31 protein-coding genes are annotated in these 25,311 nt (G+C 68.1%); 9 read left to right on the top strand and 22 right to left on the bottom strand.

Annotation, left to right across the window (positions count from 1 at the left end):
- The first annotated feature begins 115 nt into the window (after positions 1-115).
- The 6 genes from ACWF99_RS22700 (at position 116) to ACWF99_RS22675 (ending at position 4,721) form a co-directional block, all read left to right on the top strand.
- Complete coding sequence (locus ACWF99_RS22700) at positions 116-316, top strand: hypothetical protein (RefSeq protein ID WP_452537300.1); 201 nt, start codon at positions 116-118, stop codon at positions 314-316.
- Positions 313-1,143 (top strand): hypothetical protein, encoded by an 831-nt coding sequence (locus ACWF99_RS22695; protein WP_452537299.1) that lies wholly within the window; start codon positions 313-315, stop codon positions 1,141-1,143. The genes ACWF99_RS22700 and ACWF99_RS22695 overlap by 4 nt, the downstream gene beginning before the upstream one ends.
- Positions 1,144-1,255: 112 nt before the next feature.
- Positions 1,256-2,350 (top strand): hypothetical protein, encoded by a 1,095-nt coding sequence (locus ACWF99_RS22690; RefSeq protein WP_452537298.1) that lies wholly within the window; start codon positions 1,256-1,258, stop codon positions 2,348-2,350.
- Complete coding sequence (locus ACWF99_RS22685) at positions 2,347-3,069, top strand: hypothetical protein (RefSeq protein WP_452537297.1); 723 nt, start codon at positions 2,347-2,349, stop codon at positions 3,067-3,069. The genes ACWF99_RS22690 and ACWF99_RS22685 overlap by 4 nt, the downstream gene beginning before the upstream one ends.
- Positions 3,070-3,072: 3 nt before the next feature.
- The gene (locus tag ACWF99_RS22680; RefSeq protein WP_452537296.1) at positions 3,073-3,531 is read left to right on the top strand and encodes a helix-turn-helix transcriptional regulator; all 459 of its coding nucleotides are present in this window, start codon (positions 3,073-3,075) and stop codon (positions 3,529-3,531) included.
- A gap of 2 nt (positions 3,532-3,533) precedes the next feature.
- A complete protein-coding gene (locus tag ACWF99_RS22675; RefSeq protein WP_452537295.1) occupies positions 3,534-4,721 on the top strand; it encodes a tyrosine-type recombinase/integrase in 1,188 nt (395 codons plus the stop codon).
- Between the two features lie 29 nt (positions 4,722-4,750).
- On the opposite strand, the gene ccsB is transcribed toward ACWF99_RS22675, so the two are convergent.
- The 7 genes from ccsB to hemL form a co-directional block, all read right to left on the bottom strand.
- Positions 4,751-5,707 carry a c-type cytochrome biogenesis protein CcsB gene (gene ccsB, locus ACWF99_RS22670; RefSeq protein WP_452537294.1) on the bottom strand — a complete coding sequence of 319 codons (957 nt, stop codon included), beginning with the start codon at positions 5,705-5,707 and terminating at the stop codon, positions 4,751-4,753.
- A gap of 31 nt (positions 5,708-5,738) precedes the next feature.
- Positions 5,739-7,367 (bottom strand): cytochrome c biogenesis protein ResB, encoded by a 1,629-nt coding sequence (resB, locus tag ACWF99_RS22665; protein ID WP_452537293.1) that lies wholly within the window; start codon positions 7,365-7,367, stop codon positions 5,739-5,741.
- A complete protein-coding gene (locus tag ACWF99_RS22660) occupies positions 7,367-8,182 on the bottom strand; it encodes a cytochrome c biogenesis CcdA family protein (protein WP_378634189.1) in 816 nt (271 codons plus the stop codon). The genes resB and ACWF99_RS22660 overlap by 1 nt, the downstream gene beginning before the upstream one ends.
- Positions 8,179-8,415, bottom strand: a complete 237-nt coding sequence (locus ACWF99_RS22655; protein ID WP_378634186.1) for a hypothetical protein — start codon at positions 8,413-8,415, stop codon at positions 8,179-8,181. The genes ACWF99_RS22660 and ACWF99_RS22655 overlap by 4 nt, the downstream gene beginning before the upstream one ends.
- Positions 8,412-9,053: a TlpA disulfide reductase family protein gene (locus ACWF99_RS22650; protein WP_378634185.1), complete on the bottom strand. Its 642-nt coding sequence runs from the start codon at positions 9,051-9,053 to the stop codon at positions 8,412-8,414. Before ACWF99_RS22650 ends, ACWF99_RS22655 begins: the two co-directional genes overlap by 4 nt.
- The gene (locus tag ACWF99_RS22645; RefSeq protein ID WP_378634497.1) at positions 9,050-9,667 is read right to left on the bottom strand and encodes a histidine phosphatase family protein; all 618 of its coding nucleotides are present in this window, start codon (positions 9,665-9,667) and stop codon (positions 9,050-9,052) included. The genes ACWF99_RS22650 and ACWF99_RS22645 overlap by 4 nt, the downstream gene beginning before the upstream one ends.
- Positions 9,668-9,786: 119 nt before the next feature.
- On the bottom strand, positions 9,787-11,106 hold the full coding sequence (gene hemL / locus ACWF99_RS22640; RefSeq protein ID WP_452537292.1) for a glutamate-1-semialdehyde 2,1-aminomutase: 1,320 nt from the start codon (positions 11,104-11,106) through the stop codon (positions 9,787-9,789).
- 207 nt (positions 11,107-11,313) lie between these two features.
- Between hemL and ACWF99_RS22635 the strand changes: the two genes are divergently transcribed.
- Positions 11,314-11,700 (top strand): hypothetical protein, encoded by a 387-nt coding sequence (locus ACWF99_RS22635; protein ID WP_378634181.1) that lies wholly within the window; start codon positions 11,314-11,316, stop codon positions 11,698-11,700.
- On the opposite strand, the gene ACWF99_RS22630 is transcribed toward ACWF99_RS22635, so the two are convergent.
- The 6 genes from ACWF99_RS22630 to ACWF99_RS22605 all read right to left on the bottom strand — a co-directional run bounded on the left by ACWF99_RS22630 (position 11,701) and on the right by ACWF99_RS22605 (position 15,185).
- Positions 11,701-11,925 (bottom strand): hypothetical protein, encoded by a 225-nt coding sequence (locus ACWF99_RS22630; protein ID WP_378634178.1) that lies wholly within the window; start codon positions 11,923-11,925, stop codon positions 11,701-11,703.
- A gap of 76 nt (positions 11,926-12,001) precedes the next feature.
- Complete coding sequence (locus ACWF99_RS22625) at positions 12,002-12,265, bottom strand: hypothetical protein (protein WP_378634175.1); 264 nt, start codon at positions 12,263-12,265, stop codon at positions 12,002-12,004.
- 30 nt (positions 12,266-12,295) lie between these two features.
- Positions 12,296-12,418 carry a hypothetical protein gene (locus ACWF99_RS22620; protein ID WP_378634173.1) on the bottom strand — a complete coding sequence of 41 codons (123 nt, stop codon included), beginning with the start codon at positions 12,416-12,418 and terminating at the stop codon, positions 12,296-12,298.
- 59 nt (positions 12,419-12,477) lie between these two features.
- Positions 12,478-12,990 (bottom strand): hypothetical protein, encoded by a 513-nt coding sequence (locus ACWF99_RS22615; RefSeq protein ID WP_452537291.1) that lies wholly within the window; start codon positions 12,988-12,990, stop codon positions 12,478-12,480.
- Positions 12,987-13,964 (bottom strand): porphobilinogen synthase, encoded by a 978-nt coding sequence (gene hemB / locus ACWF99_RS22610; protein WP_378634168.1) that lies wholly within the window; start codon positions 13,962-13,964, stop codon positions 12,987-12,989. Before hemB ends, ACWF99_RS22615 begins: the two co-directional genes overlap by 4 nt.
- Positions 13,965-14,006: 42 nt before the next feature.
- Positions 14,007-15,185 carry a serine hydrolase domain-containing protein gene (locus ACWF99_RS22605; protein ID WP_452537290.1) on the bottom strand — a complete coding sequence of 393 codons (1,179 nt, stop codon included), beginning with the start codon at positions 15,183-15,185 and terminating at the stop codon, positions 14,007-14,009.
- Between the two features lie 254 nt (positions 15,186-15,439).
- Here ACWF99_RS22605 and ACWF99_RS22600 point away from each other — a divergent pair, with 254 nt between their 5' ends.
- Positions 15,440-15,718, top strand: coding sequence for a hypothetical protein (locus ACWF99_RS22600; protein WP_364403472.1), 279 nt, complete (start codon positions 15,440-15,442; stop codon positions 15,716-15,718).
- A 56-nt stretch (positions 15,719-15,774) separates the two neighbouring features.
- On the opposite strand, the gene ACWF99_RS22595 is transcribed toward ACWF99_RS22600, so the two are convergent.
- The 5 genes from ACWF99_RS22595 to ACWF99_RS22575 all read right to left on the bottom strand — a co-directional run bounded on the left by ACWF99_RS22595 (position 15,775) and on the right by ACWF99_RS22575 (position 21,274).
- Entirely contained in the window at positions 15,775-17,349 is a 1,575-nt protein-coding gene (locus tag ACWF99_RS22595) for a bifunctional uroporphyrinogen-III C-methyltransferase/uroporphyrinogen-III synthase (protein ID WP_378634163.1), read from the bottom strand.
- Entirely contained in the window at positions 17,346-18,377 is a 1,032-nt protein-coding gene (gene hemC, locus ACWF99_RS22590) for a hydroxymethylbilane synthase (RefSeq protein ID WP_378634160.1), read from the bottom strand. Before hemC ends, ACWF99_RS22595 begins: the two co-directional genes overlap by 4 nt.
- Complete coding sequence (locus tag ACWF99_RS22585; RefSeq protein ID WP_378634157.1) at positions 18,374-19,846, bottom strand: glutamyl-tRNA reductase; 1,473 nt, start codon at positions 19,844-19,846, stop codon at positions 18,374-18,376. Before ACWF99_RS22585 ends, hemC begins: the two co-directional genes overlap by 4 nt.
- A gap of 76 nt (positions 19,847-19,922) precedes the next feature.
- Complete coding sequence (locus ACWF99_RS22580) at positions 19,923-20,786, bottom strand: redox-sensing transcriptional repressor Rex (protein WP_378634153.1); 864 nt, start codon at positions 20,784-20,786, stop codon at positions 19,923-19,925.
- A 206-nt stretch (positions 20,787-20,992) separates the two neighbouring features.
- Positions 20,993-21,274 (bottom strand): glutaredoxin family protein, encoded by a 282-nt coding sequence (locus ACWF99_RS22575; protein ID WP_378634150.1) that lies wholly within the window; start codon positions 21,272-21,274, stop codon positions 20,993-20,995.
- Positions 21,275-21,362: 88 nt separating this feature from the next.
- Here ACWF99_RS22575 and ACWF99_RS22570 point away from each other — a divergent pair, with 88 nt between their 5' ends.
- Complete coding sequence (locus ACWF99_RS22570) at positions 21,363-22,388, top strand: HAD family hydrolase (RefSeq protein ID WP_378634148.1); 1,026 nt, start codon at positions 21,363-21,365, stop codon at positions 22,386-22,388.
- Here the strand turns inward: ACWF99_RS22570 and ACWF99_RS22565 are convergent.
- The 4 genes from ACWF99_RS22565 to ACWF99_RS22550 all read right to left on the bottom strand — a co-directional run bounded on the left by ACWF99_RS22565 (position 22,385) and on the right by ACWF99_RS22550 (position 25,238).
- On the bottom strand, positions 22,385-23,401 hold the full coding sequence (locus ACWF99_RS22565) for a lysophospholipid acyltransferase family protein (protein WP_378634145.1): 1,017 nt from the start codon (positions 23,399-23,401) through the stop codon (positions 22,385-22,387). The genes ACWF99_RS22570 and ACWF99_RS22565 overlap by 4 nt on opposite strands.
- Positions 23,398-24,432, bottom strand: coding sequence for an NAD-dependent epimerase/dehydratase family protein (locus tag ACWF99_RS22560; protein ID WP_378634143.1), 1,035 nt, complete (start codon positions 24,430-24,432; stop codon positions 23,398-23,400). The genes ACWF99_RS22565 and ACWF99_RS22560 overlap by 4 nt, the downstream gene beginning before the upstream one ends.
- 234 nt (positions 24,433-24,666) lie before the next feature.
- Complete coding sequence (locus tag ACWF99_RS22555) at positions 24,667-24,768, bottom strand: 30S ribosomal protein bS22 (RefSeq protein WP_003402602.1); 102 nt, start codon at positions 24,766-24,768, stop codon at positions 24,667-24,669.
- Positions 24,769-24,956: 188 nt separating this feature from the next.
- Positions 24,957-25,238, bottom strand: a complete 282-nt coding sequence (locus ACWF99_RS22550; protein ID WP_228537168.1) for a helix-turn-helix domain-containing protein — start codon at positions 25,236-25,238, stop codon at positions 24,957-24,959.
- Positions 25,239-25,311 lie beyond the last annotated feature (73 nt).

Genomic DNA, 25,311 nt, shown 5'->3' with positions numbered 1-25,311 from the left:
AGCCAAGCTAGTACGAAAACTCCCCCACCGTTCGAGCGGTGGAGGAGTCCCGGCCGGAGGCGAGTTCGCACCTCGCTCCGGCATCACTTCCCATCCCTCACAAGGAGTCAGAAGCATGTCCAGTGTAAATCCCTCCCCTCAGTCCGGCGGCGCCGAGCGTCGTGTCGAACTCGCTGCGGTACGTCGGTGGATGAATGATCTCTCCGACGACCGCGATCTGAGCGTGGCCGTGGCCGAGGCTCGTACCGCGTGGCAGCGGTCCAGCCAGCAGCGCACCGCTACCCGGCCGGTTCGGGGCGTGGAGCGGTCGCGATGAACTCCGAACCAACCCGCCCGCCTGGACTGCGGATCATCGCCAAAGGCGAGGTCACACGGATCCTGACCGGACCCGCCACCGACCGCGAATCCCGCATCGCCGCAGTCTCAGCTGCCGCCGATCAGCACATCGAACGCACCCGCCAGAACGGCCAGCTACCGACCCCGGTCCGCCGCAGCGGAATGCCCCACGTCCCGAACGAACGCCTCGAACAGGCACTACGCGAAGCCGGGATCCGCCCCGAGCAACTCGCGAAGAAGATCGGGGTAACACCGACGACGGTCGAACGCTGGCTCGACAACAACGACCGCATCCCATACCCGGTCCACCAATTCGCGGTCGAAAAGATCATCGGCGCCGACATCTCCGAAATCTGGCCCGATCGCAGCAGCAGCGCCCCGAAGTCGAAGCATCCGGCGCTGGAGAACCACCGCTTGCGAGACGCGCTGTTCGACGCCCGCATCACCCCGGCTCAGATCGCCGAACGCCTCGGCGTAACCGAGACCGCCGTAGCGAGCTGGCTTGCGCGTGGCCGCGTTCCGCAACGAAAAGTGCGCGATGCCCTGGCCCTGGAGGTCGGAGTTCCCGCACGCGAGTTGTGGCCCACTCCCCAGCGCCCGAACCGCTACGCCCCCGAACGTTCGCAGTCCCGGCCCGACAGCACTGGCGGGGCCGATGCTGACACCACATCGGACTGCTCGGCCAGCCCGCGCCTGCGTGCGCTTATGAGCTGGGTCGACACCTCCGGCACGCAGCGTACTACCCAGCATCGTGACCCCGACTTCGGGCGACGGCGGCGCGGCGACGGACTCGAACACACCCGCTGAACGAGACCCACGGTGGACGTCTTCACCTGTTCAACAGCGCGGTGAAGACGTCCCCGTTCTTCGAGTCCCATTGAGCAACAACCACTTTCAGTCTCATCTATGAGGAGTAGCCATGACCACCACACAGCAGCGGGCCACCACCGGCGCCCGCACCGGCACCAGCCGCAACCCTTCCCGTGACCACAAAAGGAAGGTCAAGGCCGCCGCGCGTGACGACCTGATCCGCACCATGCGCGCCGCTGGCGACTCGTACCAGGACATCCGCGACCAGCTCGGCGTGCCCGCCCGCACGGTCGAAAACGCGCTCGGTGAAGTCGCCGCGCTGGCTGCGAAGGGCCGTACACAGGGCGACATCGCCGACTTGGTCGACCTGCCGCGCGCCACTGTGCAGCGACTTCTACGTGCCGACCGTGAGACACGACCCAATGCCCGACACGAACAGACAGCCCGTCTGATCGCGGAAATGTACGGCATGCAACTTGACACCCTCGCCGAATTCCTCGCTGTCGATATCAGTCACGTTCACGTATTGGCGCGCCAGCTGCGCGAAGACGGTCTGATGCTGCCGAAGCTGATCCAGGTCCAGCCCGGAGAGAAGTGGATCGTGCCGACCCGCGACGCCGCGTCGAGCTTCCTCGGCTGGACAGTTCACACCACCTGGCGCCCACCGCTCAAGGACGCCGAGCACTACCGCGCCGTCGCGATGGCGCGCGCCCTGCTCGTCGGCATGGAGCCCGGCGCTTGGATCTCCGAGCGGCAGCTACGCCGGGATGCCGAACTGTCGGCGACCCGCACTCGCGGCCGCGCTCGCTACATCGGCCACATCCACGACGGCCGGTTCCTCGGCGTCATCGAGGGACATCACGGCTGGTACGCCGTGGAAGTCGAGCTGACCGCGAAATCCGCGACGAACATGGACAAGGCCCTGCAGGGCGCGATTAGCGCCGCACGCCACGCTGAGCCCGAAGCACTCGCCGGGGTGCTCTACCTGTGCCGCGGTGACGACGTGGTCCGCGTCGTCGAAGCGGCCAACCGCCGGTTGCCGCAGAACTACGCCGATGCCCTCGTCGTAGTCGGTGACCTCGACGCCGAATGGGACGACTACCGCAAGACCCGTCGTCGGATGCGCGCGGCCACTCGGTCGGCGAACCCGAACCACCGGCGCCGGCGCGGTGTCCAGAAAACTGGACAGGACGGCGACCGATGAACGCCCGCAATGCCCACCTGACACCGCGACAGGCGCGCGCCCTGGCCGGGCTCGTACAGCAGCGGGCCATGCCGGTCGACGTGCTCGCCGACTTCCTCGGTTGTGGGTCAAGCCATGCCTACGAGACAGCCGCTGCCCTGCGCGGGCACGGTCTGGCGCGGGGGCTGACCGCGCTGGGGTCCGGTCCGAAGTGGGTCATCCCGACCCGCCAGGCGGTGACCCGCTACTTCGGTCGGTCGCTGCCGGAGTGGACACCTTCCCCGTTGTGGTCAGTTCGTGGACGCGCCGCCGCACAGGCGCGCGTGATCCTCGGCGCGACCGGCTTCGACGACTGGACCGGTGAACGAGAGCTCTCGCTAGAGCGCACCGAGCGCAGTGCCTACCCCTACGACGGTCTGATGGCGCACACCAGCAACCCGTTCGCACTGCGCGCCGCCCGAGGTGTCGCCTCCCCGGTGTGGGCGGTGCGCGCCGATGTCGCCCGCACCAGCAACCCGCGACAACTTGTCGCCTCGCTGCGCGCTGCTGTCGCCCAGGCCGAAAACGACGGCTGCACTGTCGTCCTCTGGGTCTGCACCGGTGCGCACCGACCCGAAACGGTCTACAGCGCCGCGAAAACCATCCATTCCGACCTCGCGCTCACCGCAGCAACTCCGGACGAGATCACCGGGCGGTACAAGCGCATCCGTGCAGTTCAGAGCCTGCCGAAGGGGGCGTGACCGATGAGTCAGCATCTCGACAACTCCGCTCACCAACAGATCAAACAGCCTGTCGCCCTGTCGTATTCGGGTGTCGCCCCGGCGACAGAACGCGACGCCTGGGCGACGCCAGGCGACAGCCGGGCGACACCGAGGCGACAGCAGGCGACACCGACTGTCGCCCCCGCGAATCGTTTCGGCGACACGACGCACGCGGCTACGCAGCAGCACATCGCCCACACGGCACCGAACGCACCCATCCGCACCGCAGAGGAGAAAACCATGATCCACGACCGCTACCTCCAGGCAAAAGACTGCGCCGACCTGACCGGCATTCCGGCGGGCACCTGGCGCTACTGGGCGCACATCGGCTCAGGTCCTCGCAGTTTCAAACTCGGGCATCGGCGGGTATGGCGTGAGTCGGCCATTCTCGCCTGGATCGCCGAGCAGGAGCAGGCCACCGCGACCGGCGGGGCTGCCTGACCATGGCCGCACGACGGAACCGCCGCGCCGGGGTCGAAGACCTCTGGACCAAGGACGAACGTCAACCAGACGGCACGGTGCGGCGCGTTCCGTCCAAGCTCGACGGCACGGGCAAGCGCTGGCGCGCTCGCTACGTCGATGACGCGGGCAACGAGCACACAAAGCGCTTTGCTCGGAAGACAGACGGTCAGACCTGGCTGGATACCCAGGTCTCGACCCTCGTGCATGGCACTCACGTAGCACCGCGTGACGCGCAACGAACCGTCGAAGAGTGGGCAAATGACTGGCTGAAGGGTTACGCCAATCACCGCGATACGACTGTCGAGCTGGCGACTTGGCACGTCAGGAAAATCAACGCCGGGCTAGGGCCGCTGCAACTTTCCGCCGTCCGGCCCTCCACCGTGAAGAAGTGGATGGTCGCGCTCAAGGCTGAAGGTTTGGCCGACAGCTACGTCTACTCCCTGCATTCCCGGCTCGCGCAGATCCTCGGTGACGCTGTCCACGATGGGCTGTTGGCTCGCAATCCGTGCTCTCGGCGCACGTCGCCCGCGACGGGACAGCAGAAGGTCTACGTCGCGACCTCAGAACAGATCTGGGCCGTGCACGATGCCATGCCTCCGCACCTCCGGGTTGCGGTGCTGCTCGGCTCGTTTGTCGGTCTTCGGGTGTCGGAGGCGGCCGGGCTCTTGGTCTCCGATGTCGATTTCGAGTCCGGCGTCGTGCATCCCCGCCAGCAGTGGCCGGCGCGCCCGCTCAAAACGGAATCGAGCACCAAACCGGTGCCCGTACCGCCGGAACTCGTCGCGATGCTCAAGGAGTCGGTCCGCGTATTCCCCGGTGATCGACTGGTGTGCGACATACTCGGCAAACCGGTCTCACCCTGGGTGATCGCGTGGCACCTGCGGGCGGCGAAGGCGAAGGTGCCTGGTCTGCCTGAGGAGTTCAGCTTTCAGGACTTCCGGCACTACTACGCATCCCTGCTGATCCGCCGCGGCGCCGACATCAAGGCCGTCCAGGCGCGGCTGCGTCACGGCAGCGCGATCACCACTCTTCGGTACTACGCGCACCTGTGGCCGGATGCTGACGAGACAACTCGCACGGCTGTCGGCGCCGCAATCAGGGATTGGCCGGGTGCCACTGCGTACTCACTGCGTACCGAAGTCGATGAGCTAGTCGCAACCGACAAGTAAGACAGCCAAAACGCACAGGTAGAAGACGTTTAGTTCAAGCCCGCGTAGCTGTGCAGACCACTGATCACCATGTTGATGATGAAGAGGTTGAACAGCATCGCGACGAAGCCGGCGATGTTGATCCAGGCCGCCTTGGTGTCTCGCCAGCCCGAGGTGGCTCGGGCGTGCAGGTAGGCCGCGTAGAGGACCCAGGCGATGAAGGAGCAGGTTTCCTTGGGGTCCCAGCCCCAGAAGCGGCCCCAGGCGGCTTCGGCCCAGATGGCGCCGAGGATGACGCCCGCGCCGAAGAGTGGGAAGCCGATGATGGTGGTCTTGTAGGCGAGCTGGTCGAGGGTGCGGGCGTCGGGGAGGCGGCGGGCGATGGTGCCGAGGATGTTGGTGGATTCCTCGCCCGCGGGCTGACGCATGCGGAACAGGTAGAGCAGGCTGGCCACGCCCGAGACCAGGAAGACGCCGCTGCCGATGCTGACGATGGTGACGTGGATCGGCAGCCAGAACGAGCGAAGGGCGGGGACCACGGGGGCCGCGTCGGCGTAGAGGACCGTGCCTGCGAGGAACATCAAGATCAGCACGGGGACCAGCAGGAACGCCCACATGGCCCGGTAGCGCTGGTCGCGCAGGAAGATCAGGCCGATCACCACGGCGGCCGCGGTGGCCATGGTCGTGAACTCGTACATATTGCCCAGCGGGAAGCGGTGGGTGGCGAAGCCCCGCAGCACGATCGAGCCGATGTGCAGGGCCGCGCCGACCAGCAGCACCGAGAAGGCCATGTTGCCCAGCCGTTCGGCGAGCGGTTTGGCCTCCGGGGTCTCGATGCGGCCGGGCAACCCCAGATCGCCCGCGGGGACGAGTTCGCGCGCGGCGACCTGCTTGGCGCGCGCCGAGGCGTACTGCACGATCAGCAGGACCGTGGCCAGGGCGTAAATGGCCATGGCCGACATGAACGCGAAGTCGCTGTACCGTGCCAGCGTTTCGTCGATCTGCATCAGGATTCCGTCTCCATGTCGAGTGCGCGCATCACTTCTCCGCTCCCAGCAGCCGGGTCCGCAGTCGATCGAACTCGGCGCCCCAGCCCGCTTGGTCGCTCCTGGCCAGGCCGCCCATTTCTACTACGGTGCGTCGTTGACCCACGGTACCTGCCGCGGCCTCGACCGGGTACGTCCGGATCCAGATCCGCCGCCGTTTCAGCAACAGCGACACCAGCAGACCGGCCATCATCGTCAGCGCACTCACCAGCACCCACTGCTGGGCGGGGTCGTGCGAGACCTGCAGGTTCACGAATTCCTCGGCGCCGTCGAAGGTGACCTTCGCCCCGCTGGGCAACGTGGTCGACTCGCCGGGGCGCAGGTTGACCCGCGCTTCCTTGGTCAACCGACCCTGCTTGATCATCTCCGGGTCCAGCGAGAACAGCGACTGCGAGCGGCCGGTGTCGAGGCCGGTATTGCCGCGATAGACGTCGACCGCGACCGCCGGGTCGTCCATCCGGGGGAACGACGAGGTGAGCAGGCTGCCGTGGAACATCGCGGTCGGCGCGAACAGACCCTCGATGGCGATCTGGTTCTGCCGACGTTCCTCGTCGGTGGCGTACATGCCGCCGGGCGGGTCGATGCGCAGCACACCGCTGGACAGGAAGGTCTGCGCGTCGTCGGGCCGCCACTGGATGGTCTCGGTGCGGGTCTGCCCGTTGGGGAAGGTGACGGTGAACGTCGGCGCGAAGCCGTGCCCCTGCAGGTAGACGCGGTCACCAGCGACCCGCAGCGGATGGTTCACCTGGAGTTCGGTGCTGCGCCACGTGTCGGTACTCAGGTCCGCGCCCGCCTGGTACTCGATGTTCGAATGGAACATCTCGGCCTGGCCGGTGGGCAGGTAGTCGGCCTTGAAGTCCTTCACCTTGACGCACAGTGGCGTCATGCCGGTGCCGTCGTTGGTGTTGCCTGCGCGGAACGAGTCGAACACCGCGGGCGAGGTGGTGCAGAAGCCTGGCCCGTCGTTGGCGATCACGATGACATTGCCCTCGTATCCGAGCAGCTTGCCCAGCGCGATCGCGACCAGCAGCCCCACCAGCGACAGGTGGAACACCAAGTTGCCGAACTCGCGCAGATAGCCCTTCTCCGCGGACAGCGTCACCTCGCCCTCGCGCTGACCGGGACGAACCTCGGTCCGCCACCCGCGCAGGGATGCCTTGGCGGCCTCGATCACCTCATCGGGAGTGCGGTCGTCGGGCTCGCTGAAGTGGTGCGGCAACCGGCTGAGGTTGCGCGGCGCGGGCACCGGCGGGGTACGCAGTGCCCGGTAGTGATCCCAGCAGCGCGGCAGGATGCACCCGACCAGCGAGATGAACAGCAGCACGTAGATGGCGGTGAACCAGAAGCTGCCGAACACGTCGAACAGTTCGAACCGGTCCATCCACGGGCCGAGCGTCGGGCGGTCGGCGATGTACTGGTCGACCTTCTGCGCGTTGAGGCTGCGTTGCGGCAGCAGGGCGCCGGGGATGGCGGCGAGGGCGAGCAGGAACAGCAGCACCAGTGCGGTACGCATGCTCGTGAGGCCGCGCCAGGAATTACGGACCAGGGCCCAGGCCCGGCCCGGCAGCGACTGCCGGACGGGCGGGGTGGGGGTGGTCGGTGTGGTCAGCGTGTCAGTCATCAGATCGGAAGAGTCACCTCGGAGACGAACCCGTCACGCACCCAGCCGACGAACTGATCCCATGCCCCCGTGACCAGCGCGACGCCGACGGCGACGAGCAGAACACCCCCGATTACCTGAATGGTGCGCGAATTGCGCCGCAGCCAGCCCACGCCGCGCAACGCACCGGCCGACCCGAAGGCCAGCACGATGAACGGCAGCCCGAGACCGAGGCAGTAGGCGACGATCAACGTCACCCCGCGCACGGCGGTGGTGCCCTCGGTACCCGCGGACACTGCCATCACACCCGACAGCGTGGGCCCCAGACACGGCGTCCAGCCGAGCGCGAACACCCCGCCGAGCAGCGGCGCGCCGAGGATGCTGGTGAGCCTGCGCGGCTCCATCCGCGTGTCGCGCTGCAGGGCGGGGACCAGGCCGATAAATACCAGACCCATCAGGATCGTCACCACACCGCCGATGCGCTGCAGCAGTTCCCGATTCACATTGAGGGTCTGGATCACGCCGAAAACAGTGGCCGTGGCCAGCACGAACACCACCGTGAACCCGGCGACGAACAACCCGGCGGCACCGGCCACCCGCATCTTCGCGCTACGGCGCTGCGCGGTGAGCGTGCTCGCCTGCGCGTTGGTGGCAGGCGGCGCCTCGGCACCGACCAGCCCGGCCAGGTACGACAGATAGCCGGGGACGAGCGGCACGACACACGGTGAAGCGAACGACACCAGGCCCGCGAGCAGGCAGGCTCCCAGCGCCAGCAGAAGCGGACCCGATGCCGCCGTCTGCTGGAAGGAATCCCCGACTGCGGCGAGCGGAATCACTCGTCGGTGTCCGTATCCATGTCATGCTGCTCGTCGCGCGGCAACGCCAGGGTTCGCTCGGTCTCGGCCGGTTCAGCGGGGCCGAAATCGAACAGACCGGCGCCGGCGACACTGCGCGGCACGGTCGCGATGCCGGCCCAACGGTCATCGACCGTCCAGCCCGCACCCATTCGGCGGGCGCCCTGACGGGGACGACACGCGGTCAGATTTCCTGGACGACGACGGCTGCTCACTGCTTCTCCTCGGCGGCGATGCGCTCGACCACGGGCTGAAGGTCTTCGGCCAATAGCGAGCGAAGGAAGACCGCGGCGACCCGGTGCTGACGATCCAGGATCAACGTGGTCGGAATAACACTGGTGGGAAAGTTTCCGCCGAGAGCGAGCAAGGTCCGCATCGACGGGTCGTAGATGGACGGGTATTCGATCTTGTTGTCCACTACGAAGTCCTGGGCTTTGTCGCGCTGATGGTCACGGACATTGATTCCCAGGAACGCGACGCCTTGATCTCTGGTCGCCGCGAAGACTTTTTCGAGAGCGGGCGACTCGGCGCGGCACGGGCCACACCACTGTCCCCACAGGTTCACGACCACGATCTGGTTCGGGAAATCGTCGACCGAAACGGTCTTTCCCTCGTTCATCAGATCGGGCCCCGAGAGCGTGCCGATCGTCCCGCGCGTCGCGGGCGGATCGTAATAGATATCCGTTCTACCACCGGGTGAGACGAATTCGAAGGTCCCACCACCGGTGGCGACCGCATCGGTACCCGCCGAACAGCCCGCCGCGGCGATGATCACCAGCAGGGCGGACAGGACGGCGGTCAGCGCCCGCGGCCGACGGCCACGGGCGGTTCCCGACGAGGTGCAGCGTGTCATGCGCCGTGAACCGACGGATCCGACGCCCCGGCGGGCTCGGAATAGACGATGTCGACGAGCGTGTCGCCGTGGTAGACCAGCGAGGTCAGCGACGCCAGCGAGCACTGCCGGTTGCGCGGGTCGTGCCACAACCGCTGACCCTGCAGGAATCGGCGCAGCGTCCACACGGGCAGCTGATGCGAGACCAGCACCACCTCGTGACCGGCAGCCTCGACGCGGGCCTTGTTCACCGCGGCGAGCATGCGATGGGCGATCTGCAGGTACGGCTCGCCCCAGGACGGGGTGAACGGGTCGCGCAGCTTCCACCAGTGCCGCGGCTTGCGCAGCGCACCGTCACCGACGGAGACGCGCAGGCCCTCGAAGGTGTTGCCCGCTTCGATCAGGTTCTCGTCGGTGCGCACGATCACGTCGTGGGCGGCCGCGATCGGCGCCGCGGTCTCCTGGGCGCGCTGCAGCGGGGAGGCGATCACCATCGCGATGTCGTGATCGGCCAGCGAGCGCGCGACCGCACCGGCCTGCGAGCGACCGGCCACCGAGAGGCTGAAGCCGGGCAGGCGACCGTAGAGGATGCCGTTCGGGTTGTGTACCTCACCGTGGCGCAGGACGTGCACGATGGTTTCGACGCTCGACGGGTCGTCGTCGAGGGCGGGCGGTGCGGCGGCGGGGGCAGGATGGGGCGCCTCGTCGCTATCCGCCGGGACTGGGGCGAATTCTGCGTCGGGCTGGTCGGAGCTCACGCTGGGGATCCTTCGGGGGTTGCGGCCGCGGCCGCGAGGGCGGCGGCGGGCAGAGCGGCGGCGATACGGTCGAACGCGTCCTCGTCGAGTGCCGCGGAGACGAACCATGCCTCGAACGCGCTCGGCGGCGCGTACACGCCCGCGTCGAGCAGGGCGTGGAAGAAGGCAGGGTAACGCCAGGTCTGGCTCGCTTTGGCGGCGGCGTAATCGGTCACCGGACGCTCGGCGAAGAACACGCTCACCATATTGCCTGCGAACTGGACTTGATGCTCGACACCGGCCTCTGTCAGGGCTTTCGCGAACAACGCGCCCAGACGATCGGCATTGCGGTCCAGCGCCGCGTACACCTCGTCGTCGGCCGCACGCAGGGTCGCCAGGCCCGCGGCGACGGCGACGGGGTTACCGGACAACGTGCCCGCCTGATACACCGGGCCGAGCGGGGCGAGGTTGTTCATGATCTCGGCGCGACCGCCGAACGCGGCGGCGGGCAGGCCACCGCTCATCACCTTGCCGAAGGTGTAGAGGTCACCGGCGACGCCTTCGCGGCCGTACCAACCTGACGCGCTGACCCGGAATCCGGTCATCACCTCGTCCATGATCAGCAGCGCGCCGTTGTCGTGGGCGAGGGTGCGCAGGCCTTCGTTGAAGCCGGGCAGCGGCGCGACCGCGCCCATGTTGCCCGCGGCGGCCTCGGTGATGACGCACGCGATCTGGCCGGGGTGCGCGTCGAAGGCGGCGGCGACGGCGGCGAGGTCGTTGTAGGGCAGCACGATGGTGTCGGCGGCCTGCGCGCCGGTGACGCCGGGCGAGGTCGGCAGGCCGAGGGTCGCGACACCGGAGCCCGCGTCGGCCAGCAACGCGTCGACGTGACCGTGGTAGCAGCCGGAGAATTTGATGATCTTGGATCGGCCGGTGAAACCGCGGGCCAAGCGGACCGCGCTCATCGTGGCCTCGGTACCGGAGTTCACCAGGCGGACCCGCTCGACGGGATCGACGCGGGCGGCGATGGCCTCGGCCAGCTCGATCTCGGCCTCGGTCGGCGCACCGAACGACAGTCCGCTCGTCGCGGCCTTCTGCACGGCCTCGACGACGGCGGGGTGGGCGTGACCGAGGATCATCGGCCCCCATGAGCACACCAGGTCGACGTAGTCGTTGCCGTCGGCGTCGATGAGCGTGTAGCCGCTCGCGGAGGTGATGAACCGCGGCGTGCCGCCGACCGAGTTGAACGCACGAACCGGGGAATTGACGCCACCCGGGATCACGGCGGCCGCCCGCTCGAAGAGCTGGGCCGAAACCGGTACCTGCGTAAGACTCACGGATTCCAGTGTCTCAGTTCGCCTCGGCACGCCGGACGACAGGGTGGAGCACAGTGACCCAGACCGCAGCGACCCACCGACGACACGCCCGACACGCCGCCCCGATCCCGGAAAGAATTCGATCTAGGCCCATTGGCCTGCGACTACGCTCCGGGCGGCTCAGCACCTGAGCCATAGGGAAATCAGGTATCAGCGAGAGGGTATTTCATGCGTTTCGGCGTCACCAGCACTGCCCTTGGCACAGGGTTCGTCGCGGCGGGAGTGCTATTGGGCGCGGGTTCTGCCACCGCGTTCGCACCGCAGGCCCAGCCCGATCGGATCGGTGCCCAACTCAGCCACGAGGAGACCGCGGCCCTCGGGTCGGGGCCCATTCCGGCGATCACCGCGATGCTCGTACCCGCCAATCGGATCGGCGCGGGTCTGCACACCGACAGCGATCTGTACCGCGACGCCGACGGCGGCATCCGCGCCACCCTGCGTCAGGTGGTGACGGAAGCGGCGGCCCATCCCGACGGCACCGTCTCCATCTTCCTGAACGCGCCCGGCACGCGCGGCGGCCGCATCGTCGACGTCTACCAGCAGTGGACCAGCTGATCAGGTGTACATGCAGGGCACTTCGGCCGAGATCGTGTGCAGCTGGCACATGATGCCGTTGTAGATGCCGCTCGAGCCGGTCTCCGGAGCGAAACCGTCGGCGGCCGGCTCGGCGGTCATCGGGGTGAGCGGCAGCCCGGGGGCCGCCTGGGCGGGCGCCGCGGCCAGCGCGATGGTCGCCACAGCGGCGGCGACGGTACAGATTCCTGCGGTCAGTCTGGTCATCGATTCCTCCTCGAGGGAGCCCGCGGTGCGAGCTCGCGTCCCGAACCCCCACGCACACATCGGAATTCGGCTTCCTCTAGATCATCGGTTCGACGCCGCGCGGTGCTACAGATCCGCGGTAGATCCTGGTGACGACATCGATCACCAGCACCCCGCTCACGATCACCAGCGCACAGGCGAGCAACAACAACGGCGGCACGTAGCGCACCGCCACGAACCCGGGGTGCTCATCGGTGCCGACGAATTCGGTCGTGCGCCGTGCGGCACGCCAGCTGACGACCGCGCAGGCAAGGAAGAGCACGGCGAAGCCGAGTTCGAACAGCGCGATCCAGCGTCTCATTCCTGCGATCCTGCCAGGGGCGGGATCGAATCAGCCGACCAGGCTCGGTACCAGAATCAGCGCGATGACGGCGAGGGTGAGCACAACCATCAGCCCGATCACCAACAGATCGCGTCGCAGGCTGTGTGGTTGCTCGATCACCACGCGCATCATTGCCTCCGCTCCCCCGGCGCTCAGCCGGTGTGATAATCCTCACCATACACTGCGCAGTGTCACTTGCGGCGGGACTGGAAGTACTTCGTCGACTCCGGCCGGTAGCTGAGGAACGCGGCCCCCGCGGCGAGCACGCCCTGCACGATCGCCGAGCCACCGGCCACGATCGTCGCGGGATTGGCGACCGCGGAGAAGCTGAACATGGTGGCGACGGCGCCGAGTCCGAGCCAGATCGCGACAACCGTGAGCACCGTGCGCGCCCAGCTCTTGCCACGGCCGAGCTGATGCGCGATGGCCACCGTGACACCGGCCAGCAGCACCCCAACCAGCGCGGTCAACCCGAAAGCCACGAGCACAATCGCGTCGACGGTAGACGCGGGGATGCTCGGATCCGACTTGTGCATCTCGTCGAGGAACTGCTTGCTGAGCTTGTCGCGCTCCCCGGCCATGGTGATGACGCTGGCGAAGGTGTAGACGACACCGAGGCCTGCGATTCCCCACCACAGTTGACGGGCGGTGCCGACGTCCTCCGGCATGGGAAGGGTTTCGGGTTTGTTCGGCGGAACGATCACGACAGCCAGTGTGCTGCCTCGGTCGCCCAGTAGGTGAGCACGATGTCCGCGCCTGCCCGCCGGATGCCGATCAGCGACTCCAGGATCGAGGCCCGGCGATCGATCCAGCCACGCTCGGCGGCGGCGGTGATCATCGCGTACTCGCCGGAGATCTGATAGGCCGCGACGGGGACGGTCGACCGGTCGGCGACGTCGCGCAGGATGTCGAGGTAGGACATCGCGGGCTTCACCATCACGATGTCGGCGCCCTCGGCGAGGTCGAGGTCGAGTTCGCGCAGCGATTCGCGGCGGTTGGCCGGATCCTGCTGGTAGGTGCGGCGATCGCCTTCCAGCGACGAGCCGACGGCCTCACGGAAGGGGCCGTAGAAGGCCGAGGCGTACTTGGCCGCGTAGGCGAGGATGGCGGTGTCGGTGCGCCCGACGGCGTCGAGCCCACGCCGGATCGCGCCGACCTGTCCGTCCATCATGCCGCTGGTTCCGAGCAGATCGGCACCGGCCTCGGCCTGCGACAGCGCCATCTCCACGTAGCGGTGCAGGGTGGCGTCGTTGTCGACCGCGCCATCGGTGCCGATGACCCCGCAGTGGCCGTGATCGGTGAATTCGTCGAGGCAGGTGTCGGCCATGATGACCGTCGCGTCCCCGACCTCTTCGGCCAGCGCGCGCAGACCGCGGTTCAGGATCCCGTTCGGATCACTGGCCTGGCTGCCGGTGGCGTCCTTGTCCTCGGGCAGCGGCACCCCGAACAGCATCAGCCCGCCCACCCCGGCGGCCACCGATTCCACGGCGGCCTTGCGCAGCGAGTCCAGCGTGTGCTGATAGACCCCCGGCATCGAGCTGATCTCCCGCGGCTCGTCGAGTCCGTCGGCCACGAACATCGGCAGCACCAGCTGACGCGGCTGCAGCGTGGTCTCGGCGACGAGTCGACGCAATGCGGGTGTCCTGCGCAACCGCCGCGGGCGGTCGAAAGCGGTCATAGCCCGCAGAATACGCCTGACCCCCGATGGTCGCCGCAGCGCCTACGACGGGTCGCGACGGCGGGCGGTTTCGCCCAGAATCTGCTCGAAAGTTGCGAAGACCGGGGACGGGCCCGCCGAACTCCAGGTTTCGTTGGTGAGCAGGATCGCCGTCACCGCGCCGTCGTTGGACCAGGTCGAGCCGAGACCGCCTGCCCAGCCGTAGGCACCTGCGCGTGGGCCGTCGGGTTGGTCGCGTAGCTGGACGCCGACGCCGTAACCCCACCCCGCGCTGTCGCCGGGGCCGGGTCCGCCGCGGGCCAGTTGCTCGGCGGTGAGGTGGTTGGTGGTCATGGCCGCGACGGCTTGTTCGGACAGCACGCGGGTGCCGTCGAGTTCGCCGCCGGCGCGCAGCATGCGGGCGAAGCGGTAGTAGTCGGCGAGGGTGGAGACCAAGCCGTCACCACCCCCTTCGAAGGCCGGTGGAGTGCTCCATTGGCCGTCGGCGGGGTCGAAGACGGTGCGGGCGCCGTCTGTTTCCGAATAATGCGGGCCGAATCGGGCCAGCTTGCCGGGCGGGACGGAGAAACCGGTGTCGGTCATGCCGAGCGGGCGCAGGACGCGCTCGGCCAGGAATTCCGAGAGCGGTTTGTTCGCTGCTCTGGCGACCAGGAAGCCGAGGATCGGCGCGCCGACGTGGTAGAGCCAGCGTTCGCCGGGCTGGTACTGCAGCGGCAGGGTGCCGAGTCGTCGCAGCCAGGTGTCCGGAGGCAACATCCGGGCGGGCGTCGGCGGGCCCCAGCCGAGGTCGAGGGCACTCCAGGCGGCGTCGAACGGCTTGGGTGAGAAGTCGGCGAAATCCATGCCCCAGCCGAGGCGGAAGGTGAGCAGGTCGTCGACGGTGATCGGGCGGTTCGCCGCGACAGTGTCGGTGACTTCGGCGGTGGGGTGCGCGAGCACACGTAAGCCGGCGAGTTCCGGGAGCAGCCGGTCGACCGGTTCGGCCGGATCGAGCAGGCCGTCGTCGATCAGAATCGAGGCCGCCGCCGCGGTGAGCGGTTTGGTCATCGAGGAGATCCGGAAGATCGTGTCGGTGCGCATCGGGGTGGCGCGGGTGGCGTCGAGATGGCCGATCGCGCCGGTGGTGATGTCGTCTCCGGTCGCCACGAGCCATGCCAGGCCGAGCAGTTCGTCCGCCGCGACGTGCGCGCCGAGCCGCTTGTCGATCTCGTCCACCGTCATCGCCTCTCCCCGGGTTGCCTTGCGCTACTAGACCACAGCGGTCCGACAGCTACCCGCGAATCACCACGCGCGGCGCTTCGCCGAGGTCGGCGACCGGTCGCGGCGAACCTGTGGATAACATCGAAACCCACTGGAGCTCAATGGCTTCCGCGAGAGATCGACGAAACCTGTCGGTGCCCCTCGGTATAATCGAAAGCGTGTTCGAGGGTTCCGACGATCGGGGGCGGGACCCTAACGCAACGGGAGGACGCCGAATGAATGCCATTGCCGCTCAGACCACTTTCATCACCGCGCCGTACGTGCCGCTCGAGAAGAAGCGACTGCCCGCGGGCCGTCCGCGCCGCTGGTACGTGGCGCACAACCGTCGGCTCAAGGCCATGCGGTTGACGATCGCGCTGCTGGATTCCGGTGTGTACCTACCCAATCAGGCCACCAACGACACGATCCGGCGCACCGCCGAGAAGATCGACATCCGCCCGCCGTCCGATGCCACCTGCCGGCTCGTGCGCACACTGCTGCGCTACAGCCGGTGACCCTGATACGCCGAAAGCCCGCCGTCGCGGGCGGGCTTTCGGGGTATCTGCTGAGATCAGCGGCTGCTGCTGCGGCGGCTCTTCTTGCGCGGCGGCGGCAGCAGGCCCTCGGCGCGCAGGCGCGACGCGTGCTCGGCCAGTGCCTCCACCAGTGGGCCCACCTGAGCGGTCTCGGGCTGCACGTCCACACGCAGACCGAACTCGATCGCGGTCTCCGCGGTCTTCGGGCCGATGCAGGCCACGATGGTGCGAGCGTGCGGCTTGCCCGCGATACCGACCAGGTTGCGCACCGTGGAGGACGAGGTGAACAGGACCGCGTCGAAACCGCCGGTCTTGATCATCTCGCGGGTCTCCGCGGGCGGCGGCGAGGCGCGCACCGTGCGGTAGGCGGTGACGTCGTCGATCTCCCAGCCGCGCTCACGCAGGCCCTCGGCCAGGGTCTCGGTGGCGATGTCGGCGCGGGGCAGCAGCACCCGGTTCACCGGATCGAACACGTCGTCGTAGGGCGGGAAGTCGGCGAGCAGGCCCTCGGAGGACTGTTCGCCGCTGGGCACCAGTTCGGGGTTGATACCGAAGGAGCGCACCCGCTCCGCGGTGGCCTCACCGACACAGGCGATCTTCACACCGGAGAACGCGCGAGCGTCCAGACCGAACTCGGCGAACTTCTCCCACACCGCGCGCACCGCGTTGGTGGAGGTGAACACCACCCACTGGTAGCGCCCGTCGACCAGACCCTTCACGGCCCGTTCCATCTGGGCGGGGCTGCGCGGCGGCTCCACCGCGATGGTCGGCACCTCGATCGGGATCGCGCCGTGGGTGACGAGCCGCTCGCTCATCTCCCCCGCCTGATCCTTGGTGCGCGGGACGAGCACGGTCCAGCCGTAGAGGGCACGCGACTCCCACCACGACATCTTGGCGCGCTTGTCGACTTCCTTGCCGACCGTCACGACCAGCGGGCCGACGAGCTCGGACGCGGCGTTGTTCAGCGAGGCCAGCGTGGCCTCGATGGTGCGCTGCTGCCGAGTGGTGCCACGCACGGTGACCGCGACCGGCGTCTGCGGCGCCATACCGTGTTCCACCAGCGCGCTGGCGGTCTCGGCCAGGTGACCGGAGGTGGCGTGCAGCACCAGCGGGCCGGGGGCGGCGGCCAGCGCCGACCAGTCGACCTCGCCGCGCACATCGGCCTCGGTGTGCCCGGAGCCCAGCGCGATGCCCGCGTAGCTGGGCACGGCCGAGCCGTTGGGCAGGCCCGGCAGCACCTCGAACACCATGTGCGAGCGGGTGACGGCGTTGACCTCGTTGATCACCGAATCGGTGGTCAACGGGTCGCCGGTGACGATGCGGACCACGTCGTGACCGTTGCGCGCCTCGGCGATCAGCGTCTTGGCCACCTCGGCGGGTTCGCCGAGGGCGGGGCGCACGTCGACCGGGCTCTCGCCGTCCTCGCCCACCTCGACCGCGCTACCGATCAGGGCGAGCACGCCCTTGTCGACATCGGGGTCGGTGAACGCCAGCATCGCCCGCTCGAGCACCTCACGGGCACGTACGGTCAGCAGGGCCGGGTCGCCGGGGCCGGATCCGACGAAAAGGATCCGCCCTGGTTGCTTCTTGGTAGCTCGGCTGCTGCTCATCGGTTGTTCTCCATCGGGCTGGAATTAGTGAAGTCGGTGGGCGCCGGTTCGTCTGTGACGCTCAGCAATGCGCGAGCACCCAGGTCCAGCAGTTCGCGCGCCAGCGTGCGACCGAGTTCGGCCGCGTCTTTCGGCGCGCCGACGATCGAGGCGCGTAGGACATCGGAGCCGTCGATCGCGGCGGCACAGGCGCGCAGCGAGAGTTCGTCGAAGATCCGGCCGTCCTCGTCGATCGACTCGACGATCTCGGCGAGCGCTCCGATCGGTGCGGTGCAGCCTGCCTCGAGCTCACCGAGCAGCGAACGCTCGGCGAGCACCGCGGCTCTGGTCGCGGCATCGTCCAGACCGGCGAGTACCTCGATCAATTGCGGGTCGTCACTGCGGCATTCGACCGCGAGCGCGCCCTGCGAGGGGGCGGGCAGCATCTGCACCGGTTCGAGCGATTCGGTGATCTCGTCGGTGCGCCCGATCCGGCACAGGCCGGCGCGGGCGATGACGATCGCGTCGAGTTCGCCCTCGCTCACCTTGCGCAGGCGGGAGTCGATATTGCCGCGCAGCGGAAGGATGTCGAGGCCGAGGCCGAGTGCGCGCAGCTGCGCGGCGCGGCGCGGGGCCGAGGTCCCGACGCGAGCGCCGGCGGGCAGTTCGCCGAGCACCATGCCGTCACGAGCCACCAGCGCGTCGCGCGGGTCCTCGCGCGGCGGGATCGCGGCGATGGTGAAGCGCGGGTCCTGCGCGGTGGGGAGGTCCTTATAGGAATGCACCGCGATGTCGATGCCGCCCGCGGCGAGCTCGTCGCGCAGCGCGGAGGTGAACACCCCGACACCGATCTTCTGCACCGGATCCGAGGACAGATCGCCCGGTGTCTTGATGACCACCAGTTCGGCGGGCTGCCCCGCCGCGATCAGCGCATCACGGATGGTGCCCGCCTGTGTCAGCGCGAGCAGACTGCCGCGCGTGCCGATCCGCCACGGCGCACTGGGGCTGCCTGCGGTCACGGTGTCCTCTTCCTGCACTGTCGTGGTCATGCGGTTTCCTCCTGCGCATGCCCGAGCGGCGCTGCGTGGTTTCGCATGCTGCCTGTGTCGGGTCTTGACTCGGTCAAGCGTGACGGCCCATCGCCGAGGTGGCCTGCGGTGAAGTCGTCGGCCAGCGCGGACTCCGCCGCGGCGACCTCCATCGGCGCGGCAACCGCTTGTACCGCACCAGGTTTCAGTTCGAACAGCTCACGCAACGCTTCGGCGTAGCTGTCGCCGCCCGGAGTCGATGCCAGCTGCTTCACCCGCACGGTCGGCGCGTGCAGCAACTTGTCGACGACGCGGCGCACCGTGCGCGCCACCTCGTCGCGGGCCGGGTCGGCCAGGTCGGGCAGCCGTGAATCGAGGCGGAGCAGTTCGGCCTCCACCACATCGGCGGCACGCTGACGCAGCGCGGCCACCGTAGGGGTGACCTCCGCCATGCGTTGCCCGGCAAGGTATTTGGCGAGTTCGTCGGCGACGATGACGCGCGCGGCGGCGGTGTCGTCTGCCGCGGCTCCCGCGGCCGGATCGCGCTGCAGCGATTCGATGTCGATGACGGCGACGCCGGGCAGGCCTGCCACGGCGTGCTCCACATCGCGGGGCAGGCCCAGATCGCAGAAGACCAGGGGACGCTCGGCGGCGTCGGTGCGCGCCCGGCCCGCGAGCGCGCGATGGGTATCGGCCAGAGTCACCACGGACCCGACCGCGCCCGTACAGGTGATCACGACATCGGTACCCGCCATGGCCTCGGTGAGCCGCGACATCTCGACCGCCTCGGCCTCGACACCGTGCATGGTGCGCCCGGTTTCGGCGAGACGCTGTGCGCGTTCGAGGGTCCGGTTGACGACGATGATGCGCCCGATCCCGGCCCGCGACAGATGCGCGACGGCCAGCCCGCCCATCGCGCCCGCACCGACCACCACGGCGGTCCGTCCGGCGAGATCGCCCACGACACCGCGCGCCCGATCCAGCGCCACCGACACCACCGAGGCACCGGCCCGGTCGATCCCGGTCTCCGAGTGCACCCGCTTGCCGACCCGCAACCCGTGCTGAGCCAGCTCGTGCAGGGTGCGCCCGACCGCCTGCTGACCGTCGGCGCTGGCGTAGGCGCTGCGAATCTGGCTGAGCACCTGCTGCTCGCCGACGACCATCGAGTCCAAGCCGCTGGCGACCGCGAACAGATGCTCGGCCGCGGCCTCGCTGTAGCGCACGTAGGCGTGCTTGGTGAGATCGCCCAGCGGCAGTCCGGAATGCTTGGTGAGCAGTTCGCTCACCTCGCCGAGTCCGCCGTGGAAGGCGTCGACGACCGCGTAGACCTCGACCCGGTTGCAGGTGGAGACGATCATCGCCTCCGACACGTGACTGGAGGCGAGCAGCCGATCCACCAGCTTCGGCCGATCGGCCTCACTGATGGCCACCTTCTCCAGCACCGACACGGGGGCGCTCCGGTGCGAAATCCCGACCAGCAGAACACTCATGACCGCACCTCGCCGGCGCTCTGTCCCGCCATGCGTGTCCGCACGCCGTGTCGCTGTTTAGCTCGCTGGCGCTCGCTCATGGCGTGATCACCGATCCCTTGGTGCTTGGCTCCGTTGCCGAGTGGGGCGTGGCCGAATGCGGCGCGGTACGCCGCGTCGGCCTGCCGCGGGCCGGTTCGACCGGTGCGGCATGGGTGAGGTGGTTCGGCGGCGGTACCCGGCGCGCGACGCGGCCGGAGCCGACCTCGGCGATCTCGGGCAGCGCGGGCGCGTCGTTGCGCGCGGCATCGAAGGACAGCATCTGCAGTTCCATCGCCAGGTCGACGCGGCGGACCTGGACATGGGCGGGCGCGCGCAGTTCCAGCGGCGCGAAACTCAGAATCGACGGCAGTCCGGCGTCGACGAGCCGGTCACACACGTCCTGGGCGGCTTCGTCGGGCACGGCCACCACCGCGATCGTCGGCGTCAGCGCCGGGATCTGCGCGGTCAGCTGCTCGACATCGCGCACGACGAGACCGGCGTACGACTGGCCGATCACCGACGGGTCGTTGTCGAAGATCCCGACCACGGTGAAGCCTCGTACCCCGAATCCGCCGTAACCGACCAGCGCGCGGCCCAGATTGCCCGCGCCGATCAGCACTACCCGATGTCCCTGCGACAGTCCGAGCACATCTTCGATCCTGGTGCGCAACTTGGCTACGTCATAGCCGACACCCCGCACACCGTTGGGTCCGAGGAAGGAAAGATCCTTGCGCAGCTTCGCCGAATTGACACCCGCCGCGACAGCGAGTTCCTCACTCGATACGATGACTACACCCTCGTCGGCCAACCCGGCGAGAACCCGGAGATAGGTAGCAAGACGAGTCACCGTGGCCTGCGGAATGTCCCGCACAAGAGCCTTGCCGGAGACGCCACTCGGCGTCTCGTGCTGCTCTGTCACGTCGTCGGCTCCTCGTTCCGGGCCTGATCGCGGTCCGGTTCCTCTGTTTCGTTCACCGGTGTGGGTCGCTGCAATTACGAGAGCGCGACCGGTGCCATAGGGGCGGTACAAACCCGGCCACCGCCGCCGCGTGGAGCGGCGGTGCGGATTGCGTGTCACCACCGTAACCGCTTGTGCAGGCGTTCACAAAGTCGGTGAATTCGGCCTCATTTTCCGTCGCGACCAGCGATCCGGCTCAGGTCCGCCCGCAAACGGGGCTCATCGACGTCGAAATAGCTGTGTTCACGGCCGTTCAACAGGACCACCGGCAGGCGATCACCGTATTCGGCACGCAGTTCCGGCTCGCTGACCGCGGCTTCGTCGACGTCTACAGTGGCGACCGGGAGACCGAAATCACCACAGATCATCCGCAATTGCTCCAGTGCCGCGCTGCACATGCCGCAACCAGCGCGGGTCAACAGGGTCACCGTCGGTGTGGGATTAGTCATGAGCCCTATTTAATCCCCGAGCCCGCAGCGGGTTGTCGGTGCAGCCGGTTACTGTGGACATGGTTCGCGCGACTAGCGGAGGGTACTGGTGCCGGAACGTTCGAAGGTGACTAGGGCCGGATTCGTCGCAGGGCGATTCGGGGAGTTCCCTGCGCGGTGGCAGCCCAGCCGCCTCGGTCAGGAACTGCAGGAACAGTTCGCACGGCTGCCACGCAGCCCGTTCGGACCGAGCGAAGAAGAGCTACGCGCCAACCTGGCCGGCGAGGCCAGTGCCGACGCCGCGCTCGAGCTGCACGATGCCGAGCTCGCCGAGCAGGGCGGCGACGCGGGCCCCGAGGTCCCGCGCGACCTCACCGCCGCGGCGTTCTTCGACGTCGACAACACCCTCGTGCAGGGTGCCTCGATCGTCCACTTCGCCCGTGGGTTGGCCGCGCGCAAGTACTTCAAGACCTCCGACCTGGTCGACGTCGCCTGGAAGCAGGTGAAGTTCCGGGTCACCGGCAAGGAGAATTCCTCCGACATGGTCTCGGGCCGGGAGAAGGCGCTCAGCTTCATCGCGGGCCGCCCCACGGCCGAACTCGCGGCACTCGGCGAGGAGATCTACGACGAGATCATTGCCGACAAGATCTGGCCCGGCACCCGCGCACTCGCCCAGATGCACCTCGACGCCGGTCAGCAGGTCTGGCTGGTGACGGCCACCCCGGTCGAGCTGGCCAATGTGATCGCCAAACGCCTCGGCCTGACCGGCGCCCTCGGCACGGTCGCCGAGAGTGTCGACGGCAAGTTCACCGGCCGCCTGGTCGGCGACATCCTGCACGGCCTCGGCAAGGCGCACGCGGTGCGCACCCTCGCCATCCGCGAAGGGCTCAACCTCAAGCGCTGCACCGCCTACTCCGACAGCCACAACGATGTCCCCATGCTGTCGCTGGTCGGCACCGCCGTCGCGATCAACCCCGACTCCGATCTGCGCGAGGTCGCGAAGAACCGCGGCTGGGAAATCCGTGATTTCCGCACCGGCCGCAAGGCAGCCAAGATCGGCGTCCCCACCGCACTGGCACTCGGCGCGGCGGGTGGAGCGGTAGCGGCTGTCGTAGCCCGCCACCGCGACAACTAGCCCAGAACCACGTTCCGGCGCTTGGCCAGCAGCTTGTAGAGGGTTTGCTGGATGGTCTCGCGGACCTGGTCGGTGACCTCGAACATCGTCATCGGGTCATCGGCCTCTTCCGGCTCGAACGCCGTGGTCGCGATCGGCTCACCGAATTCGATGTACCACTTGGACGGCATCGGCACCGCGCCCAACAGCCCCAGATGCGGGAACAACGGCGTCACCGGGAAGTACGGCAGCCCGAGCAGGCGGGCCAGCGGCTTGATATCGGCGAGTTTGGGGTAGATCTCCTCGGAACCGACGATCGAGACCGGAATGATCGGCACCCCGGCCCGCACCGCCGCCGACACGAATCCGCCGCGCCCGAACCGCTGCAGCTTGTACCGGTCGGCGTAGTTCTTTCCGACGCCCTTGAACCCTTCCGGGAACACGCCGGCGATGTGCCCGGCGCGCAGCAGCCGCTCGGCATCGGGATGGCAGGCCAGCGTGTGCCCGGCCTTGCGTGCCAGCGCGCCGAGCAGCGGCATCTCGAAGATGAGGTCGGCGGCCAGCAGCCGCAGCGCCCGCTGATGCGGATGCTTGTCGTGCACGGCCAGTTGCAGCATCAGCCCGTCGATCGGCACGGTGCCCGCGTGATTGGCGACCAGCAGCGCGCCACCCACGGCGGGGATGTTCTCGATCCCCGCGACCTCGACCCGGAACCAGTAGTCCGACAGCGGCCGGAGCGCGGGCAGGATCACCGATTCGAGCAGGTGCCGGTCGTAGCCGAACTCGTCGACCTGATAGTCGCCGGTGAGCCTGCGGCGCGCGAACTCGGCGGTCCGTTCGATCTGCTCGCCGACGGCATCGCGCACGATGTCGGTCAGCGACTTCGGCGGGCGGGCGGGCATTCCCGGTCGACGCTCGCTGAGGGAGGTGACCGGCATCGCCTGCGTCGGCTGGTCCGGCCATCGCCGGGTCTGCGGTCGCTGCCGGGTCTCGACATTCACGTCGAGACGAATGACTTTCGCTCCCTCGTTCATGTACGCGCTCCTGTACCGGCCCCGATGAGGCCGAGCAGTTTGTGTTCCGCGGCGTCGATCCAAGCCGGATCGAAGACGGGCCGCAACGCTGCGCCCGCGATGAAGTCATCGAACGCCTGGACCGTGGTCCAGCGTGGGGTGAAGCCGAGTTCGGTTCGCATACGGGTGGTGTCGAGCCCGCAGCCGAAGTAGAAATAGTCGGGTTGTTCGCCACTGAATCCGCGCATGATCGGGCCCATCAGCGAGCGACCGACCGTGCGGAAGACGAAAAAGGGAACCGGCGCGACGATGCGCCCGGCACGGCGGATCGCCTGCGACATGGCCAGCGCGCCGTCACCGGCGATATTGACCGTGCCACCGTGTGCACGCTGCGCCGCGTGCACCAGCACCGCGACCGCGTCTTCCTCGTGCAGCAATTGCAGTCGGGCTTCGCGACCGAGAACGGTCGGGGTGATCGGCGAACGCAGATATTGCACGCCCCGGTCGGCCAGGCGCGGACCGACAATCGGCGCGAAACGCAGAATCGACGCGGAAATATCGGGCCTGCGCCGCGCCATTCCACGCACCAGCGCCTCGATATCGATCATGTCGCGCGCGAACCACCCAGCGGGCGGAGTGCGCGCGCCCATTTCCTCGGTGAATTTCGCCGGATCCTTGGCACTGCAGCCGTACACCGCCGACGACGATCGCACGACCACACGGCGCACCGACGGCGCTTTCTGACAGACGGCGAGCAATTGCATCGCACCGAGGACATTGAGATCCTTCATCACCGCGCGACCGCCACCGGCGGGCGGACGGGTGAGCACAGCCGCGTGCACGACGGTGTCGACGTCGTTGCCCTCGACGACTTTGCGAATCAGTGGGTTCCGGATATCAGCGCGCACGAACTCGGCACTACCCATTTTTCGCCGGAGCTCACGGCTGGGCGTCACGGTATCCACCGCGATGACACGTTCGACGCCGGGTTCGGCAGCCAGACGTGCCGCGACATTGCCACCAAAGAAGCGGCTGGCACCCGTGACCAGCACAACTCTCGGTGCGTGTCGTTCCCGTGTATCGGAACTCGAACCTGACCCCACTCAAAGCCCCCTGCTCATCGTGTTTCGCGTACCAGAGTAGCCGCATTCGCGCCACTCGCCGTCACGATCTACAAGCTTTTAACACCGCCGACCCGTCCTCGACCAGTGAGCTTCACAAACCCGGGTATTTCACAGCGCGAGCCCGCCACCTCGAAGGTGACGGGCTCGTCGCGGTACGCAGGCTTACTTGCCGAGTTTGCGCCGCTGAACACGCGTGCGGCGAAGCAGCTTACGGTGCTTCTTCTTCGACATACGCTTGCGGCGCTTCTTGATCACAGAACCCATAGGGTTTCCTCGCGTTCTCTCTACTCGGCATACACACGCGGTGTTCACGTGCGTCGTTTGGCGTCCGCGCCGCCGGGGCAACCGGACACCACGAACGGTGCCACCGGCAGGCGGACACGAACCAGTTGTCCATGCTACCGGGGCACCCGAGCAGCAACGAAACCGCCCTTGTACCTGGCCGGACTACCTCATCCGGCGTCGAAGTACGACGTCTCCAGGTAGTCGTGCACCGCCTTCGCGTGCACTCGGAACGAGCGTCCGACACGCACCGCGGGCAGTTCACCCGAGTGCACGAGCCGGTACACCGTCATTTTCGACACCCGCATGAGATCGGCGACTTCGGCGACGGTGAGAAACTGCGTGCCACCGCCGATCACCGTTTGCGGGGTGGCGCCGACCCGCGGCGCGGGCGAACCCGAACCACCGCCCGACGCCGATGGATTACTTGACATTCTGTTCGCAGACATCATGGCACCATTGACCTCCGGCACGCCCGCGCCGCCGGCTTCCCCACCAGCGGAACAGACACGCACGTGCTTCTAC

It is taken from the genome of Nocardia sp. NPDC055002 (assembly GCF_053608825.1).
The sequence above is the reverse complement of the archived record's forward strand: the minus strand, read 5'-3'. Positions and strand labels throughout refer to the sequence as shown.

Coding starts and splice junctions, on each gene's coding strand:
- ACWF99_RS22625 (WP_378634175.1), bottom strand. CDS start 12,265: ATGAGACGCTGGATCGCGCTGTTCGAACTCGGCTTCGCCGTGCTCTTC.
- ACWF99_RS22575 (WP_378634150.1), bottom strand. CDS start 21,274: ATGACTAATCCCACACCGACGGTGACCCTGTTGACCCGCGCTGGTTGC.
- ACWF99_RS22690 (WP_452537298.1), top strand. CDS start 1,256: ATGACCACCACACAGCAGCGGGCCACCACCGGCGCCCGCACCGGCACC.
- ACWF99_RS22680 (WP_452537296.1), top strand. CDS start 3,073: ATGAGTCAGCATCTCGACAACTCCGCTCACCAACAGATCAAACAGCCT.
- ACWF99_RS22605 (WP_452537290.1), bottom strand. CDS start 15,185: ATGACGGTGGACGAGATCGACAAGCGGCTCGGCGCGCACGTCGCGGCG.
- ACWF99_RS22595 (WP_378634163.1), bottom strand. CDS start 17,349: ATGAGCAGCAGCCGAGCTACCAAGAAGCAACCAGGGCGGATCCTTTTC.
- ACWF99_RS22685 (WP_452537297.1), top strand. CDS start 2,347: ATGAACGCCCGCAATGCCCACCTGACACCGCGACAGGCGCGCGCCCTG.
- ACWF99_RS22635 (WP_378634181.1), top strand. CDS start 11,314: ATGCGTTTCGGCGTCACCAGCACTGCCCTTGGCACAGGGTTCGTCGCG.
- hemC (WP_378634160.1), bottom strand. CDS start 18,377: ATGACCACGACAGTGCAGGAAGAGGACACCGTGACCGCAGGCAGCCCC.
- ACWF99_RS22600 (WP_364403472.1), top strand. CDS start 15,440: ATGAATGCCATTGCCGCTCAGACCACTTTCATCACCGCGCCGTACGTG.
- ACWF99_RS22630 (WP_378634178.1), bottom strand. CDS start 11,925: ATGACCAGACTGACCGCAGGAATCTGTACCGTCGCCGCCGCTGTGGCG.
- resB (WP_452537293.1), bottom strand. CDS start 7,367: ATGACTGACACGCTGACCACACCGACCACCCCCACCCCGCCCGTCCGG.
- ACWF99_RS22650 (WP_378634185.1), bottom strand. CDS start 9,053: ATGACACGCTGCACCTCGTCGGGAACCGCCCGTGGCCGTCGGCCGCGG.
- ACWF99_RS22585 (WP_378634157.1), bottom strand. CDS start 19,846: ATGAGTGTTCTGCTGGTCGGGATTTCGCACCGGAGCGCCCCCGTGTCG.
- ACWF99_RS22695 (WP_452537299.1), top strand. CDS start 313: ATGAACTCCGAACCAACCCGCCCGCCTGGACTGCGGATCATCGCCAAA.
- ACWF99_RS22700 (WP_452537300.1), top strand. CDS start 116: ATGTCCAGTGTAAATCCCTCCCCTCAGTCCGGCGGCGCCGAGCGTCGT.
- ACWF99_RS22565 (WP_378634145.1), bottom strand. CDS start 23,401: ATGAACGAGGGAGCGAAAGTCATTCGTCTCGACGTGAATGTCGAGACC.
- ACWF99_RS22550 (WP_228537168.1), bottom strand. CDS start 25,238: ATGATGTCTGCGAACAGAATGTCAAGTAATCCATCGGCGTCGGGCGGT.
- ACWF99_RS22555 (WP_003402602.1), bottom strand. CDS start 24,768: ATGGGTTCTGTGATCAAGAAGCGCCGCAAGCGTATGTCGAAGAAGAAG.
- hemB (WP_378634168.1), bottom strand. CDS start 13,964: ATGACCGCTTTCGACCGCCCGCGGCGGTTGCGCAGGACACCCGCATTG.
- ACWF99_RS22675 (WP_452537295.1), top strand. CDS start 3,534: ATGGCCGCACGACGGAACCGCCGCGCCGGGGTCGAAGACCTCTGGACC.
- ACWF99_RS22620 (WP_378634173.1), bottom strand. CDS start 12,418: ATGATGCGCGTGGTGATCGAGCAACCACACAGCCTGCGACGCGATCTG.
- ccsB (WP_452537294.1), bottom strand. CDS start 5,707: ATGCAGATCGACGAAACGCTGGCACGGTACAGCGACTTCGCGTTCATG.